The following is a 15,940-nucleotide window of genomic DNA, read 5'->3' on the forward strand; positions in this document are numbered from 1 at the left end:
TCTCCTTATTTAAAATGTTATAATTTATGTACAATAATTATAACATTTGTATATTGTAAAAATGATTGGAAGCGTGGTGTTTTAATGGGATTAAAAATTAATAATTTAAAATATAAACGGTATAAAAAAGTTATTTTTGCAGATTTAAACTTTGATGTTAATAGTCAAGAAGTTTTAGGAACTAGTTTTGAAGATAAGTTTTCACAGTTATATTTTTTAAAACTTTTATTAGGGAAGAAAAAACCTCGTAGTGGAAAGATTTATTTAAACAATAGGAATATTACGGCTTTATTACCAAAAGAACGAAAAATTGGTTATGTTTCATCAGGAGCATTAAGATTAGCTTTTTTACCAACAAAATTACGTTTAGCTTATCATATTTTAAAAACACCAAAGTTTTTACATGATAGTTCATTAAAATATAATAAAAATAAATATTTTTATAAAAATTTAGTTTTTATTGGTAATGATTTAAACAAACAAGAGTTAATCTTAAAAACAGATAAAATTATTAATGAATATTTCAATAATTCAATTCGAATTAAAGAAGAATGAATTGAAACCTATTTAACCCAAATTAGTGAATTTCACAAAAAAGAAATTAGTAAAATTTTAGACGATGATAAAGATTCGATTCTAATTCAAAGTTTACATACTTATACTTATAAACGCGAAGAGATTCGGGTATACGAAGGTTATTTAGCCTTTTTACAAGCTTTATGAGATAAAATTTATTATATTTTTGATTTAGATTATTTGTGTGATTGTTATGAAATTGCTAAAAAAAGAAAACTAAAAGACAAAAGTTTTTATTTTATTGGTGCTAAGTTGGTTTGTGAGAAGTATTTAAAAATTTTACATACGGAAATCACTTATGAACGTTATTTGTTAATTAAAGCACGTAAAGCATTAAAAAAATACCGTTTTAATGTTGTTAATACGGTTATGAAAGATACGAAACGTAAAAGCATTATTAAAGGGATTTTAAATAAAAGTAATTCATCAAATATTGTTACTTGATCAAAATTGTCAGAAGACCAATGATTTAATTATAATCAAAAGCAAGAACAATTAATTGCCAATTTATTACCAGATGAAGCAACAATTTTAAAAGGGAAATTTTTAGAATTTTTTCATAAATATCATTTGGAATTATTAGGTAATACATTAAAACCGCGAGAAAAAGATAATTCAATTGCTATTGCTGAGGCAAGTGAAAAAGTTGTGACAGTTTATAATCAAGCTTTTGAAAAAGTTAAAAAATTAATGAGTGATTTAGATATTAAAATGAATTGATTTAAACTTACCAAAAATTTGAGTAGTTTTGACCATACTAAAATTAGGTTAATTAATGTTATTTTAAGTAATAAAGAATTAATTGTTTTACATAATACGTTTGATAATTTAACACATAATGAAGCAAATGAATTAAATGACATTTTATTGAATTTGAAAAATTATAATCCCCAATTAACTTTTTTAGTTTTGACAAAAAATGTTGAGAATATTAAAAATTATGTTACACAGTTATTGATTTTTGATAAAGATAATAATTATAAATTAATGTCAAAAGATCATGCTGAATATTCACCAGATACTATTGAGTTATATCAAGCAATGTACAATAGTTTGGAAAATGTTTTTGCAATGAAATATGTGGCAGCCGAAAATACTTTAGCAAATGAGAAAATTAAAATTAAACTACCAAAAGGAACTAAATTAATTGACAAAAAGGAATATTGATTAGCAATTAATCCAAATTTAATTACATTTAAAAGAACAAAAGACTTTAATAAGGATTTACATTTGGCATATAAAGGACATGTTAAAATAATTAAAAAAATTTCTAAATCAATTGTTTGTTTTTTTGAAATTAATGATGATATTTTTTTTAAAAAGTTAGTGACAGAAAAAGAATTAAATTTAAAAAGAATAACAACGATATATTTTAAAAAGCAAGCATTATTAGTTTATGATAAAGTTAATAGTAATTTAGTTGCTAATATTTAAGTGAGGAAAACAAATGCAAGATTTAAAAGGAATAATTTTACAAAAAATTAAAGAGTATCAAACAATTATTTGTTTACGTCATGTTTCACCAGATGGTGATGCATATGGTTCAGCATTTGGATTAGCACAGTTTATTAAAGATAATTTTCCAAATAAAAAAGTATTAGTTGATGGTGAACCAAGTGATTTTTTAGCTTTTTTAGCGACACCTAATCTTGTTCAACAAGAAGATTACCAAGGGGCATTAGTAATTGTGACTGATACAGCAAATATTGAACGAATTGATAGTAAATATTGGCAAAAAGCTGAAGAAGTAATTAAAATTGATCATCATCCTAATATGACCCCTTTTGGTGATTTACAATGAATTGATGAGACAAAAATTGCAGCATCAGAAATGATTGCTGAATTAGTTTTAACATCAAGTTTAACAGTAACCCCCCAAGCAGCAAGGTTAATTTTTACGGGTATCGTAACTGATTCAAATCGTTTTATGTATAGTAAAACTTGTCAAGAAACTTTTATGTTAGCGGGGCAATTAGTTGCCACCGGATTTGATTTACAATCAGTTTATCAAAACTTATATGAAGATTCATGGGTTAATGTTCGTTTTAAAAATTATTTGTTATCACAAGTAGTTGTTTATGATGATCAAATTAGTTATGTGAAGATAACAGACGAAATGCTAAAAGAACATGCGATGAATTATGAAACTGTTAAGCCATGAGTTAATATTATGAGTAATATTAAAGAATTTAAAATTTGAATGTGAGCAATTGAAAATAAAGCGGAAAGTTATATTAATCTTAGCATTCGTAGTAATGCTTATATTATTAATGGTGTAGCAGAAAAATATTATGGTGGCGGTCATCAGTTATCAAGTGGGGCAAAAATTTACCAATGAGAAGATTTGGAAAAAGTTTTAAAGGATTTAAGCTCTTTTATTAAAAATAATATTAAATATATGGAGGGTTAATAATGTATTTTTTAAATAGTAATGCCCAAAAGGGATGGGTCGAAGTAATTACTGGTTGTATGTTTGCGGGGAAGACAGAGGAATTTATTCGTCAGTTAGTTCGCTTGAGTTATGCTAAATTTGAAATTCAAGTTTTTAAACCAACACTTGATAATCGTTATAGCGAAAATCAAGTTGTGAGTCATAGTAAAAAAGCTGTTAAAGCAACATCAGTTAAGAATTCCGATGAATTATTAGTCAAACTTAAACCGACGACAAATGTTGTTGGGATTGATGAAGTCCAATTTTTTGACAATAATATTGTTAAAGTTGCTGATTCTTTAGCCGACAAAGGGATTATTGTTATTGTTAATGGTTTAGATAAAGATTTTCGGGGCGAACCTTTTCTTAATGTTGAACAATTAATGACCCGTTCCGAAGAGGTTAAAAAATTACATGCCATTTGTGTTAAATGTGGAAATTTAGCAAACCGGACACAACGATTAATTAATGGTAATCCAGCTAATTATTATGACCCAATTGTCCTAATTGGGGAAAAAGATAAATATGAAGCTCGTTGTCGTCATTGTCATGAAGTAACATATTAACTTAAGGAGGCCAAATGTTAACAAAAGAAGGATTAAATGCAGAAGCGTATTTTATTAATTAATAGTAAACTGTAAATTGTAAATACCAAATCATAAAAAGTTAACTATTAATTTAGTTAACTTTTTTAAGTTAATTTTTAAGTTAATTATAGGAGGTTGAAATTATGCAAATAAAGCACTATTTAATTTTGCGGTCGTTAGTAAAAAGTATGGTAAAGATATTGTTATTAATACTGTCAATAAGATTGCAAATGATATTGAAATTAAAAAGTAAAGAATAAATTATCCCGCGTAATTTACAATCTTCAATTAACTTTCAATTACTTCCAACTGGTGGTTGTTGTGGTTTGGGTTCTGGTTTATTACTCGCCGTTTTCACTATTATTTGGTTTTTCGCAACTAATTAATGATGTTGTACTTGTTGCTGTTAATCCGATACCTCCTAAAATATTTAAAATGTTATAATTATTGCACATAAATTATAACATTTTAAATATTTTAGGAGGTAAAGTGTGAAAAAATATGAAAGATTAGATTTTAATGAAAGAGTAAATTTGGAAAAATTAAAAGATAATGAATTATTTAAAAAGGAAAATGGAATAATTAATATTCGAAAAATTGCTAAGCAAATGAATAGAGATTATAGAACTATTTGGCAAGAGTTAAATATGTTTTGATAATATTAATGATTATACTGCTGCAAAAGCACAAAAAATACATGATAAAAATAAAAAACAATGTCGTAAATATTCAATGTTAAATTCACAAGAATTAAGTCATTTTTCTAATGAATATAATAATTTTGGTCGTTCGCCACAAAATATTATTACTTCGTATGAATTACAATATAATTTAAAATTTGGTATATGTTTTAAAACAATGTATAAATATATTAAATTAGGTTATTTTAATTTAAAAAAAGAAATGCTATATTTTAAAAATAAAAAAAGAAAAACAAAAAATAGGGAACAAAATGATAATTGTGGAAAATTACTTAATATTAGAGATTATAAGCAATTTTTAAATGATTATGGAAATGATTTAAGTTTTAGTGGAATTTGAGAAATGGATACTCTTGATTGTGGTAATTTTTATTTGTTAGTTTTAGTAAATCGTAAATCAAAAATACTTTTTTATCATATTTTATTTAGTAAAAAGGCAAGTATTGGTTTTAGACTGCACCCAAAAAAGTAAGTAAAGAAAAAAGCCCTTGCTAAACTTTAAAGGAGGTGCATTTTTATATGGCAAGAAAAGGACAAAAATTTAATAAATATACAGCATATTTTCGAAAAATGATAGTACAAGAGGTTAAAAATAATAGTATAAGTTTTATTGCAAAAAAATATCAAATTAATAAAAAAACTGTTGCTTCATGGTATTAAAATTTTAAGAAAGGAATTTTAAACACCAATAAAGGTCCAAAAGAATCATTTGAAAAAAGAGATTTAAACTATTACAAAGTTAGGTATGAATTACTAAAAAAGCTTCATGACTTTTACAATTAAATAAAAGAAAAATTGTATCTTTTATCAAAGAAAACATTAATAAATATCCACTAAATTTATTACTTGATATAACAGATTTAAAGCGTAGTTATTGAGATAAATATAAAAATTATTCAAGTAATGGTAAGGATAGCGAATCATTAAAAAATATTGTAAAAGTCTATGAAGAAAATTTAAAACAATTTGGTTATCGTCGAATTACCAAATATTTAAAAGAAGATTATGGTATTGTTTATAATGCTAAGAAAGTATTGCGAATTATGAAAGAAAATAATATTCAAGCTGAATATGTAAAGCGTATGCGTAGAAAAATATTAATAAAACAAAATAGAAATAAAAATATAATTAAATATCCTGATTTAGTAAATCGTAATTTTAATGATATTAAAGAAAGATTTTCAATTTTATTTACTGATGTAACTTATTTAATTTGAAATGGTAAAAAACATTATCAATCAACAATACTTGATGGATATACTAAAGAAATTATTGATGTAAAATGATCAAAATTTAATAATAACAAACTTGTAATTGATAATTTAAATGATGCAATTAATAAAATTAAAAAAATAAAAAAAGATTTAAATAAAATAATAATTCATTCAGATCACGGATATCAATATACATCTAAAGATTATAATAGTAAATGTTTAGATAACAAAATTATAATTTCAATGGGTAAAAATTATCATTGTGCAGACAACATTATTATTGAGAGTTTTCATTCATTACTTAAAAAAGGAACAATCCATAATAAAAATTATAAATCTCATAATGAATATATTAATGATGTTAAAAAATGAAATAAATGATATTCAAACCAAAAAGAAAAATATATAATAAATGAAAGTTTGTAAACCTTTTTATTAATACTTACTAAACGGGGTGCAGTCTAATTAACAATTTTAATGAAAATGATTAAACAAATTGGTATTAGTAAATTTAGTTGTATTTTAACCGATAGATGAAAAGAATTTTATAGATGAAAAACAATAGAAAAAAATTTTAAAATAAGAGTTTATTTTTGTGATCCTGGTAAACCTCGTCAGAAAGTATTAGTAGAAAGAATAAATAGAGATATAAGGCGTTGATTGGGTCAAAATGAGCCATTAATTAATATTCGTAGTAGATTAAAATCTATTTTAGATATATTAAATACCACAATTAGACCTTGCTTGGAAAATTTTACATCAAGACAATATTTTAAAAAAATTTTTTTAAATTAAATTAGTGTTTGTTAAGATTAGTAAAATTTATTTTTTGTTGTGTTTAATTTTATAATTTTAAAAATAAATATTAAAAACAATATTTTTAATTTACTATTTTTTGTGATTATTGTTTTTTATTTTTAATTTGTTATAATTTTATTAACTTTTTATGATTTAGTTTTACAATATACACACGGAATATTTTTCTTTATTATTGTTAATAATTTCTACTTTTTGCTAATTATCAGTGCCGCTTGCTTTAAAATGTCGTTTTCCATTCGTAATTGGATTAATTCTTTCCGCAAGGCAATCTAGTTCATTTTCTTCAACAGTGCGGTTATCTTTTGCTTTAAAAGATCCAGAATTATTAAATTTTTCAATTCACTGATATACGGCTGATTTTGACACCCCATATTCCTTAAAAATTTCAAGAATGGTTTTACCATTTTGATAAAGTAAAACAATTTGTTTTTTAAATTCATCGGGTATATAAATTTCTTCCCACTTTTATATTCCCACTTTTTTCATAATTATATTTTATTTGAAAGTCCACATAAATATGGTCCAACTTATTGTAACCTATCTATCGGTTAAAATACAACTAAATTTACTAATACCAATTTGTTTAATCATTTTCATTAAAATTGTTAATACATTTCTTCCCTTTTTACTAAATAAAATGTATAAATTGTAAATTAAATTAATCATTATTATTTAAAATATATTATAATTATTAGGTGTCTAAAAAGAGGTGGAGCAAATGAATCAAAAAACAATTGAACGATTAGAAACGATGTTAAAGCGGTGAAATTTAATTAACGAAGAATTAACGAAACCAGAAATAGTTAATGATGTGAAAAAATTAACTAGTTTAGCAAAAGAACAAGCACAATTAGAAGATACGGTTGCTTTATACTTAAAATATCAAAATGTTTTAAATAATATTAATGAAGCGAAATTAATTTTAGAAACCGAAAAAGATAGCGAGTTAATTGAATTAGCAAAAGACGAATTAAAATCATCAGAAATTAGAAAAGAACAAATTACAGCAGAATTAAAAATAATGTTATTACCAAAAGATCCTAATGATGATAAGAATGTTATTTTTGAAATTCGTGGTGCTGCTGGTGGGGATGAAGGAAATATTTTTGCTGGTGATTTATATCGAATGTATTTAAAGTATGCGGAGCAACAACATTGAAAAGTGGAGTTAATTGAAGCGAATGAATCAGAAGCAGGGGGATTTTCAGAAATCTCATTTATGGTTAAAGGCGAAGGAGTTTATTCAAAAATGAAGTTTGAATCAGGTTCCCACCGGGTACAACGAATTCCAAAAACAGAGAGTAAAGGTCGCGTTCATACATCAACAGCAACTGTTGTTATTTTAACAGAAATTGAAGAAGTTGATTTTGAAATTAAATCAGTTGATTTAAAGATTGATACTTATCGTGCTTCAGGCGCTGGGGGACAACATGTTAATACAACTGATTCAGCGGTTCGAATTACCCATTTACCAAGTGGAGTTGTTGTAACTTCACAAGATGGACGTAGTCAACATGATAATAAAGCACTAGCAATGCAACATTTACGTAGTAAGCTATACGAAGAACAACAACGAAAAATTAATGAAGAACGGGGGATACTGCGAAAAGATGCCGTGGGAACGGGAGACCGTAGTGAAAAGATTCGAACATATAACTATCCCCAGAATCGAGTTACTGATCACCGCATTAATTTAACATTACAAAAATTAGATCAAATTATGGAAGGTAATTTAGACGAAATTGTCGTAGCACTAATTAATGAAGAACAAAGATTGAAAATGGAAGGAAACTAATGACAGTTAATGAATTAATTCAAAAATCAGAGGATTATTTAAAAGACTCTAATAATGTTAATTATTTTTCCGATATTAAGATTTTAATAGCATTCTTTATGAAAACTTCATTAGCAAAATTATATGCAATTCAAAACGATAAAATTAATTTTAAGATTAATGATTATTGACAACAGCTAACAGCATATCGTAATGGCAAACCGATTCAGTATATTATTAATTACCAAAATTTTTATGGTTATGATTTTTATGTTGATTATAATGTTTTAATTCCGCGGTATGAAACAGAGGAATTAGTTGATAACATTAATATTCTAATTGATGAAATTTCGCTTAATAATGGAAATAAACCATTAACTTTAATTGATATTGGAACTGGAAGTGGAGCAATTGCCATCAGTTTAGGCTTAGAAAATCCAGATTTAACAATTTATGCTAGTGATATTTCAAGTGAAGCATTGAAGGTGGCAAAACGAAATATTAAGCAATTAAATTATAAGAATGTTACCTTGTTGGAAGGCGATATGTTAGAACCATTTATTAAAAATAATGTTAAAGCGGATATTTTGGTTTGTAATCCGCCGTATATTCCAAAGGATCAAAGTATTAGTTATCGCGTTAAGAATTATGAACCGCATGTGGCTTTATTTGGCGATGTTGATGGTTTATATTTTTATCGGGAAATTTTTCAGAATTGACAGAAAATTGTTAAAAAAGATGGTATTTTATGTTTTGAACATGGTTATGACCAAAAAAAGGCTTTAGAAAAATTAGTAAAAGAATACTTCCCCCAACAAGAATATTATTTTAAAAAAGATATAAATAAAAAATGACGAATGTTATTTATTAATATTTTGTAGTAAAATAAAAGAAACTTAAGTGTGAGGTGTAGATATGGAAAGTAAAGTTAAAGATATTAAAAGAACTCGCATTATTAGTATTTCTTTTTTAGTAGTATTATTTATTGGTCGCATGGAAAAAAGAAGGGTTTTGAAAAAAAACTAAGAAATTGAATAAGAATAATAAACCATTTACTAAAATGGTTTATTTATTTATAAAACCATAATTATAGATTAATTTAATTGAAACAGAGAAAAGACAGCATCTTATTTATAAAATAAAAAACTTTATAGCAACTTTTTGATGTCCTCTTTAAGTTGTTTGCACATTTATTAAATATCTTAGAAGTCTTTATAAAAAATATACCTGTTTTTTCTCCTAATTTAAGGTGTTGTCTTTTCTCTGTTCCATTTATATTAATTTCTATTGGCACACTTAATTATTTATTAAAAAATTAATATTTAATATACGATCTTTGAAAACTTAATATTATTTTTCAGTGTGCCAATTTTTACTATTTTGCATATTTTAAATGTGCCAAAATTTATTTTTACTATATATTTAATATATTTATTTAAAAGACAGAGAGATAAAGAGATAAAAAATAAAATATTAATATTTCTCTCACTCTCTCTCATAAATAATTAGTTAATAACAAAATTAATATATTTGTTAATAAATAAATTAGAGTAAAAGTAAGTAAAAAAGTATTAATAATATATTTATTTCAATCTCTATAATAAATAAACAATATAAATATATTAAATTAAATATTTTTGATAAACATATCTTAAAATTATATATAAAAAATAATGTTAAAAAAATATTTAATAATTTTAGTTAAATAAAAAATAAGATGATAATTTAATGAAAGAATTTAAGACTAATTTAGGTAAGTTAATAAATAATGATGCTTTATCTTTTGTCAAAACATTAGAAAATGATAGCATTGATTTAATATTAACTGATCCACCTTATTTATATGATTTACCAACAAGGAAAAAAGAACAAATAAATTCCAGCGAAATATCAAAAAGTATAAATAAATATATTAATGCTATCTATGATAATAATTTACATAATTCATTTGATATAAATACTTATTTAGATGAATTTTATAGAATTTCAAAAAATAAATTTATGTTAATTTGAATGAACAGAAGACAAATTAAAAATTACTTAGATTGAGTTTATAAAAATAATATGAATTTTGATTTTTATTTTTGAGAAAAAACAAATCCAATGCCAACTAAGAATTTTATTTTTCAAGATAAAGAATATTGTATGATTATTTATTCTAAAAAAGATCCAATACCAAACTATATAAAAAACTATGAAAATAAAAAAACAATATTTAAAAACCCAATAGGTTCATCTTATAAAAAAACAGAACACCCAACAGAAAAACCATTAAATATATTTGGCGATTTGATTAAAAAACATAGCAAAGAAAATGATATAATTTTAGATCCTTTTATGGGAAGTGGTACAACCGCATATGCTTGTGAACAATTAAATCGAAAATGACTAGGTTGTGAAATAAATAATAATTACTTTGCAATTATACAAAAACGATTAAATAAAATAGAACTTAAATTAAATTTTTAAAAAATGAATAACTTTTAATTAATTAAAAAAATAAATTATGTGGCAATTTTAATTGCCACGATGGTTGTATTATCACAAGTAATGCGAATACAAATTATTCCAAGAACATCAATTCCATTATTTTTAATCCCCAATTTTATAAGCGGATTTATTTTAAATTGATATTGATGTTTGTTAATTGGATTTATGGGACATTTTCTATCAGATTTAACATTATGAGGCTTTACTTTGGGATCATTATGCTGAAATATTGGTAGGGGTTTATTGGCCATTTTAATTAAACTAATTAATTGAATAAAAATAAATCATATTATTAAAATTATTCTTATTTTATTATCAAACATAATTATTTATCTTCCGATAGACTGCACCCAAAAAAGTAAGTAAAGAAAAAAAGTCTTTGCTAAACTTTAGAGGAGGTGCATTTTTATATGGCAAGAAAAGGACAAAAATTTAATAAATATACAGCATATTTTCGAAAAATAATAGTACAAGAGGTTAAAAATAATAGTATAAGTTTTATTGCAAAAAAATATCAAATTAATAAAAAAACTGTTGCTTCATGGTATGAAAATTTTAAGAAAGGAATTTTAAACACCAATAAAGGTCCAAAAGAATCATTTGAAAAAAGAGATTTAAACTATTACAAAGTTAGGTATGAATTACTAAAAAAGCTTCATGACTTTTACAATTAAATAAAAGAAAAATTGTATCTTTTATCAAAGAAAACATTAATAAATATCCACTAAATTTATTACTTGATATAACAGATTTAAAGCGTAGTTATTGAGATAAATATAAAAATTATTCAAGTAATGGTAAGGATAGCGAATCATTAAAAAATATTGTAAAAGTCTATGAAGAAAATTTAAAACAATTTGGTTATCGTCGAATTACCAAATATTTAAAAGAAGATTATGGCATTGTTTATAATGCTAAGAAAGTATTGCGAATTATGAAAGAAAATAATATTCAAGCTGAATATGTAAAGCGTATGCGTAGAAAAATATTAATAAAACAAAATAGAAATAAAAATATAATTAAATATCCTGATTTAGTAAATCGTAATTTTAATGATATTAAAGAAAGATTTTCAATTTTATTTACTGATGTAACTTATTTAATTTGAAATGGTAAAAAACATTATCAATCAACAATACTTGATGGATATACTAAAGAAATTATTGATGTAAAATGATCAAAATTTAATAATAACAAACTTGTAATTGATAATTTAAATGATGCAATTAATAAAATTAAAAAAATAAAAAAAGATTTAAATAAAATAATAATTCATTCAGATCACGGATATCAATATACATCTAAAGATTATAATAGTAAATGTTTAGATAACAAAATTATAATTTCAATGGGTAAAAATTATCATTGTGCAGACAACATTATTATTGATAGTTTTCATTCATTACTTAAAAAAGGAACAATCCATAATAAAAATTATAAATCTCATAATGAATATATTAATGATGTTAAAAAATGAAATAAATGATATTCAAACCAAAAAGAAAAATATATAATAAATGAAAGTTTGTAAACCTTTTTATTAATACTTACTAAACGGGGTGCAGTCTATTTTCAACTGTTCATACTGGTTTTGATGAAGAAAAATCAACTGAAAAAAGACCTGTAATTAAAGATAAATTAGGTATTATAGAACTAGATAATATTCCATAATATATTAAAAAAAATAGTAAATTAACTAATTTTGTTACTAAATTACTTACATTAATTACAAGTTATTATGATATTAATGATAATATTGAAATTATGGTATTGGGTTGGGTGATGGTGCAACTTGAATTAAAAATATTGCAAAATTTATTCAAGAATATTTCCCTAAAAATAAAGTACATTACACGATAGATAAATTTCATCTTACAAGTAGATTTAAAAAATTATTTCCCTTTCAAAGTAAAAACAAACAAAATAAAGAAACATATCATAAATCAGTTGATTATTTTTTTAATGCTAAATATGAAGAATTATTAGAATGCTTAGAAAACAGTGCTTATTTTATAAAAGAATCAAAAATGAAATTCTTAAAAGAGACAATTAGATTAATTAAAAATAATGAAGAAGGTGTCAGAAATCAAACATTATGAAATAATATTGGTTGTCATATTGAGGGTGATATATCACATTACTGTAAGGGTGTTTCGGTTAAAAAAGCAACTTATCATGAAAAAACTCTTAAAAATAAATTAAATACTAGTATGATGAATTTTAAAAATAAAATTAGTTTATTTAATACTAATGAACCATTAGAAGAAAATAGAATTAATTATTCAGTTAATAATTTTGTAAATAATAATTTACAATCAAACTTATATTTTTATTAATTTTATCTAATAAATTAAATAACTTTAATAAACATGTATTTTTGTCGTGGAAAAATTTAAAAATAATGAAAAAATATATTGACAATAAAATTAAAAGTAATACAATTTAAGTAAGTAAGTGGTATATTATTCCACAATTTCTAAGATATTAATTAAAACCCTTAAATAATACATACAACCTTTAAATTAGAATGATTATTAAATGATAATATTAATCAGAATGGATAGGTTACAATAAGTTGGACCATATTTATGTCGACTTTTGTATACTGTAAAACTAAATCATAAAAAGTTAATAAAATTATAACAAATTAAAAAATTTAAGAAGAAAGGAGTCTAGTCATATTATGAAAGTATATACTGTAAAAGATTACAAAGAGATTATGCTTGCTTATTTGGCAGAGAAAGTTATTATTGTTCCGACCGATACTATTTATGGAATGACATGCATTATTAGTTCAACTTCGGCAAAAGCAAGAATTTTTAAAGTTAAAGGACGATCAGAAAAAATATATTTATCAGTTATTGTTAGTTCAGTTCGTATGGCAAAGAATTTCATTGATTTGCCACGAGAAGATTTAAAATTTTTCAAAAAGAATGAGACTATTACTATAATAGGTAACATAAAGGAAGATATTAATAAGCTTTATAATATTACTGAAGATAATACAATTGGCATTAGAATTACAAAGTCCAAGTGATTGAAAAAAATTATTAATAAAGTTGGTCCAATTTATGGGACAAGTGTAAATATTAGTGGACAGCATTATGCAAAAGAATTTAATGATCTTCAAAAATTTGATGTTGATATCATTGTTGACGCTGGTTATTTAGATAACCGTTCTTCAAAAATTTATAATTCTTTAACGAAAGAATTTATTAGATAGGAAGACAGAAATTGTATAATTTAAGCGTACTTTCTAATGCTAACTCGACCATTTGGCAAAAATTATTTTGTCGTTCCGCAGCAGTTGTAATATCACCTGTAATAAATGAATCAGAAATTGTTAATAATGTTGCGGCTTGTTTTTTTAAAGCTAAAGCATTGGCAAATAAGGCAAATGCTTCCATTTCAACACAAATAGCATTATATTCAGCTTTAATTTTTTTTCATTCATCCTCGTCTTTCTGATAAAAGACATCTGATGAATGAACGATCCCTGGTAAAGTTTTAATTTGTTGTGCTTTTGCCACTGCTTCAATTGTTTCAAAAAGATGTGGTGAAGAACTTAACACTTTATCATCAATGCCGGCTACAATTTTAGCATAATTATTTTCGCCATAAGCGCCTGTCACATTGACAATATCATAAATATTTAATGTTGCATCATAACTCCCAGCTGAACCAATCCGAATAATATTATCAACATTATAAAATTTAAATAACTCATATGAATAAATTCCAATACTAGGACATCCCATCCCACTACCAGCAATGGTAATTGTCTTATTCTTATAAGTTCCTGTATACATATACATATTACGAATCTCATTTACTAATTTTACATTTTCTAAAAAGGTTTCCGCAATAAATTTTGCTCTTAGCGGATCACCGGGCATTAAAACTGTTGGTGCAATATCTTCTTTTTTGGCATTAATATGTGGTGTCATTTTAATTCCCTCTTAACATTTTCTATCTTTGTATACTGTAAAAATAAATCATAAAAAGTTAATAAAATTATAACAAATTAAAAATAAAAAACAATAATCCAATGGAATGCCCCCCATTTCTAGTTTACACAAATGTTTTTATTTTTGTGTCTACTATATAGGGGGGCATTCCATTGGATTATTGTTTTTTATTTTTAATTTGTTATAATTTTATTAACTTTTTATGATTTAGTTTTACAGTATACTGTTAGAAGAAGAACTGGTCGATTTAAAAAAAAGAAGATGAAGAGTAATTTTAGAAAAGAATAACATGATATCAAATTGCATTATGAAATGCAATTTTTTTATTAGTTTTTTTAGAAATATGATATAATTTAAATATGAAAAATGATGCAGGAGGGCTAAACAATGTACATTAATCCATTCGAAAGAATGAAAAATTTAAAATTAAACAATGATGAACCAAATACAATAAACATGAAAAGTAATAGGCGAAATATGAATTTATTACAAGGTAATAATGAAGAAGGAGATCTGGCAGGAGATTTTTTAAATAATAATCATAATATTAAAACTGAAGAACTTAAGATTGATGGAATTACATTATCAAGTTTTGAAATTATTCGTGATTTAATGAAAATATTTAAAGAAAAAAATAATGAAATGCAATTTTTCTTAACAGCTATTGATAAACGAAATTGTGATTCAATGTCTGATATTGCTACTTCATTTTTTTCAATGCCACTTGTTAATATTGATTTATTACGTATTGAATTATATGCTTCGCCCTTTTTATTTTTATTAAAAAAAATTATTAAAGGATTACCAAAGGTTAGTTTAGAAGATAAAAAAATTTTATGGGATCGTGTTAAATTATTTGCAAGAACTTTAAAACAAAGTGAAGTATCGGACCAAATTAATGATTCTAATTCAATTGTAATTATTAATGAACTAGAATTTGATGATCCATTAGAGTATATTCATAAAGAATTTGAAGAAATTTTACGTGCTTATGACATCACAGAAAATATTGTAATCATTTTTAATAATATTGATTTAGTAGGATATGTGAAGTTTAAACAAATCTTTAGTTTAGTACAAGTTATTTTTAAAGGAATTTTACAATTTAAATTTATTGTTGGGTTAAACCCCCTCTTAATTGAAACTTATGTAAAACAAATATACGGAAATTATGCAACAGATCAATTAATAGCACATGAAGTAAATGTTTATCATAAACGCTATATCATTAAAAACGAAGAAGATGTCGCTACGAAAGAAGCAATAAAAGGAGAAGATGATTCTTATCGTCCAATGACCGGTTTTACTACCGCTAGTGAAGAAGAGGATGATGAAACAATTGGATTTGATTATTGATCTATGCGTGGTAAAAAGTAAAAT

General features: G+C 24.0%; 18 protein-coding genes and 4 pseudogenes. 17 read left to right on the plus strand and 5 right to left on the minus strand.

Features of this window, described 5'->3' with window-relative positions:
• The first annotated feature begins 84 nt into the window (after nucleotides 1-84).
• The 3 genes from AACK78_RS00050 to AACK78_RS00060 are packed head-to-tail and all read left to right on the plus strand — an operon-like array spanning nucleotide 85 to nucleotide 3,573.
• Nucleotides 85-2,010, plus strand: coding sequence for an ABC transporter ATP-binding protein (locus AACK78_RS00050; RefSeq protein WP_338955414.1), 1,926 nt, complete (start codon nucleotides 85-87; stop codon nucleotides 2,008-2,010).
• Between the two features lie 13 nt (nucleotides 2,011-2,023).
• Nucleotides 2,024-2,986 (plus strand): bifunctional oligoribonuclease/PAP phosphatase NrnA, encoded by a 963-nt coding sequence (locus AACK78_RS00055; protein ID WP_338955416.1) that lies wholly within the window; start codon nucleotides 2,024-2,026, stop codon nucleotides 2,984-2,986.
• A gap of 2 nt (nucleotides 2,987-2,988) precedes the next feature.
• On the plus strand, nucleotides 2,989-3,573 hold the full coding sequence (locus AACK78_RS00060; RefSeq protein WP_338955419.1) for a thymidine kinase: 585 nt from the start codon (nucleotides 2,989-2,991) through the stop codon (nucleotides 3,571-3,573).
• A 362-nt stretch (nucleotides 3,574-3,935) separates the two neighbouring features.
• On the opposite strand, the gene AACK78_RS00065 is transcribed toward AACK78_RS00060, so the two are convergent.
• The gene (locus tag AACK78_RS00065) at nucleotides 3,936-4,049 is read right to left on the minus strand and encodes a lipoprotein (protein WP_338955421.1); all 114 of its coding nucleotides are present in this window, start codon (nucleotides 4,047-4,049) and stop codon (nucleotides 3,936-3,938) included.
• A 36-nt stretch (nucleotides 4,050-4,085) separates the two neighbouring features.
• Here AACK78_RS00065 and AACK78_RS07055 point away from each other — a divergent pair.
• The 5 genes and pseudogenes from AACK78_RS07055 to AACK78_RS00090 form a co-directional block, all read left to right on the plus strand.
• Nucleotides 4,086-4,740, plus strand: a pseudogene (locus tag AACK78_RS07055) (helix-turn-helix domain-containing protein); the annotation flags it as partial.
• 74 nt (nucleotides 4,741-4,814) lie between these two features.
• Entirely contained in the window at nucleotides 4,815-4,955 is a 141-nt protein-coding gene (locus tag AACK78_RS00080) for a transposase family protein (protein ID WP_338955427.1), read from the plus strand.
• A gap of 296 nt (nucleotides 4,956-5,251) precedes the next feature.
• A pseudogene (locus AACK78_RS07060) lies at nucleotides 5,252-5,317 on the plus strand (hypothetical protein); the annotation flags it as partial.
• Between the two features lie 21 nt (nucleotides 5,318-5,338).
• The gene (locus AACK78_RS00085) at nucleotides 5,339-5,935 is read left to right on the plus strand and encodes a DDE-type integrase/transposase/recombinase (protein WP_338954388.1); all 597 of its coding nucleotides are present in this window, start codon (nucleotides 5,339-5,341) and stop codon (nucleotides 5,933-5,935) included.
• Between the two features lie 39 nt (nucleotides 5,936-5,974).
• Nucleotides 5,975-6,304: pseudogene (locus AACK78_RS00090) on the plus strand (IS30 family transposase); the annotation flags it as partial.
• A 219-nt stretch (nucleotides 6,305-6,523) separates the two neighbouring features.
• Here AACK78_RS00090 and AACK78_RS00095 read toward each other — a convergent pair.
• Both AACK78_RS00095 and AACK78_RS00100 read right to left on the minus strand, forming a co-directional pair.
• Entirely contained in the window at nucleotides 6,524-6,694 is a 171-nt protein-coding gene (locus AACK78_RS00095; protein ID WP_338955430.1) for a hypothetical protein, read from the minus strand.
• A gap of 171 nt (nucleotides 6,695-6,865) precedes the next feature.
• Complete coding sequence (locus tag AACK78_RS00100; protein WP_338955432.1) at nucleotides 6,866-6,994, minus strand: hypothetical protein; 129 nt, start codon at nucleotides 6,992-6,994, stop codon at nucleotides 6,866-6,868.
• A 52-nt stretch (nucleotides 6,995-7,046) separates the two neighbouring features.
• Here AACK78_RS00100 and prfA point away from each other — a divergent pair, with 52 nt between their 5' ends.
• The 3 genes from prfA (at nucleotide 7,047) to AACK78_RS00115 (ending at nucleotide 10,571) form a co-directional block, all read left to right on the plus strand.
• Nucleotides 7,047-8,123, plus strand: a complete 1,077-nt coding sequence (gene prfA / locus AACK78_RS00105; RefSeq protein ID WP_338955434.1) for a peptide chain release factor 1 — start codon at nucleotides 7,047-7,049, stop codon at nucleotides 8,121-8,123.
• Entirely contained in the window at nucleotides 8,123-8,983 is an 861-nt protein-coding gene (gene prmC, locus AACK78_RS00110) for a peptide chain release factor N(5)-glutamine methyltransferase (protein ID WP_338955435.1), read from the plus strand. The genes prfA and prmC overlap by 1 nt, the downstream gene beginning before the upstream one ends.
• An 847-nt stretch (nucleotides 8,984-9,830) precedes the next feature.
• Nucleotides 9,831-10,571: a DNA-methyltransferase gene (locus AACK78_RS00115; protein ID WP_338955437.1), complete on the plus strand. Its 741-nt coding sequence runs from the start codon at nucleotides 9,831-9,833 to the stop codon at nucleotides 10,569-10,571.
• Nucleotides 10,572-10,606: 35 nt separating this feature from the next.
• Here AACK78_RS00115 and AACK78_RS00120 read toward each other — a convergent pair whose 3' ends face one another.
• A complete protein-coding gene (locus AACK78_RS00120) occupies nucleotides 10,607-10,915 on the minus strand; it encodes a hypothetical protein (RefSeq protein WP_338955439.1) in 309 nt (102 codons plus the stop codon).
• Between the two features lie 87 nt (nucleotides 10,916-11,002).
• Here AACK78_RS00120 and AACK78_RS00125 point away from each other — a divergent pair, with 87 nt between their 5' ends.
• The 5 genes and pseudogenes from AACK78_RS00125 to AACK78_RS00140 all read left to right on the plus strand — a co-directional run bounded on the left by AACK78_RS00125 (nucleotide 11,003) and on the right by AACK78_RS00140 (nucleotide 13,815).
• Complete coding sequence (locus AACK78_RS00125) at nucleotides 11,003-11,266, plus strand: hypothetical protein (RefSeq protein WP_338954581.1); 264 nt, start codon at nucleotides 11,003-11,005, stop codon at nucleotides 11,264-11,266.
• Between the two features lie 173 nt (nucleotides 11,267-11,439).
• A pseudogene (locus AACK78_RS07065) lies at nucleotides 11,440-11,505 on the plus strand (hypothetical protein); the annotation flags it as partial.
• Nucleotides 11,506-11,526: 21 nt separating this feature from the next.
• A complete protein-coding gene (locus tag AACK78_RS00130) occupies nucleotides 11,527-12,123 on the plus strand; it encodes a DDE-type integrase/transposase/recombinase (RefSeq protein WP_338955441.1) in 597 nt (198 codons plus the stop codon).
• Between the two features lie 244 nt (nucleotides 12,124-12,367).
• A complete protein-coding gene (locus tag AACK78_RS00135; protein ID WP_338955443.1) occupies nucleotides 12,368-12,928 on the plus strand; it encodes a UPF0236 family transposase-like protein in 561 nt (186 codons plus the stop codon).
• Between the two features lie 347 nt (nucleotides 12,929-13,275).
• Entirely contained in the window at nucleotides 13,276-13,815 is a 540-nt protein-coding gene (locus AACK78_RS00140; protein WP_338955445.1) for an L-threonylcarbamoyladenylate synthase, read from the plus strand.
• Here AACK78_RS00140 and deoD read toward each other — a convergent pair.
• Nucleotides 13,808-14,539 (minus strand): purine-nucleoside phosphorylase, encoded by a 732-nt coding sequence (deoD, locus tag AACK78_RS00145; RefSeq protein WP_338955446.1) that lies wholly within the window; start codon nucleotides 14,537-14,539, stop codon nucleotides 13,808-13,810. The genes AACK78_RS00140 and deoD overlap by 8 nt on opposite strands.
• A 408-nt stretch (nucleotides 14,540-14,947) precedes the next feature.
• Here deoD and AACK78_RS00150 point away from each other — a divergent pair, with 408 nt between their 5' ends.
• Nucleotides 14,948-15,937, plus strand: a complete 990-nt coding sequence (locus tag AACK78_RS00150) for a hypothetical protein (RefSeq protein ID WP_338955448.1) — start codon at nucleotides 14,948-14,950, stop codon at nucleotides 15,935-15,937.
• Nucleotides 15,938-15,940 lie beyond the last annotated feature (3 nt).

The sequence above is a fragment of the Spiroplasma endosymbiont of Polydrusus cervinus genome (genome assembly GCF_964019755.1).
Lineage (GTDB): Bacteria > Bacillota_I > Bacilli_A > Mycoplasmatales > Mycoplasmataceae > Spiroplasma.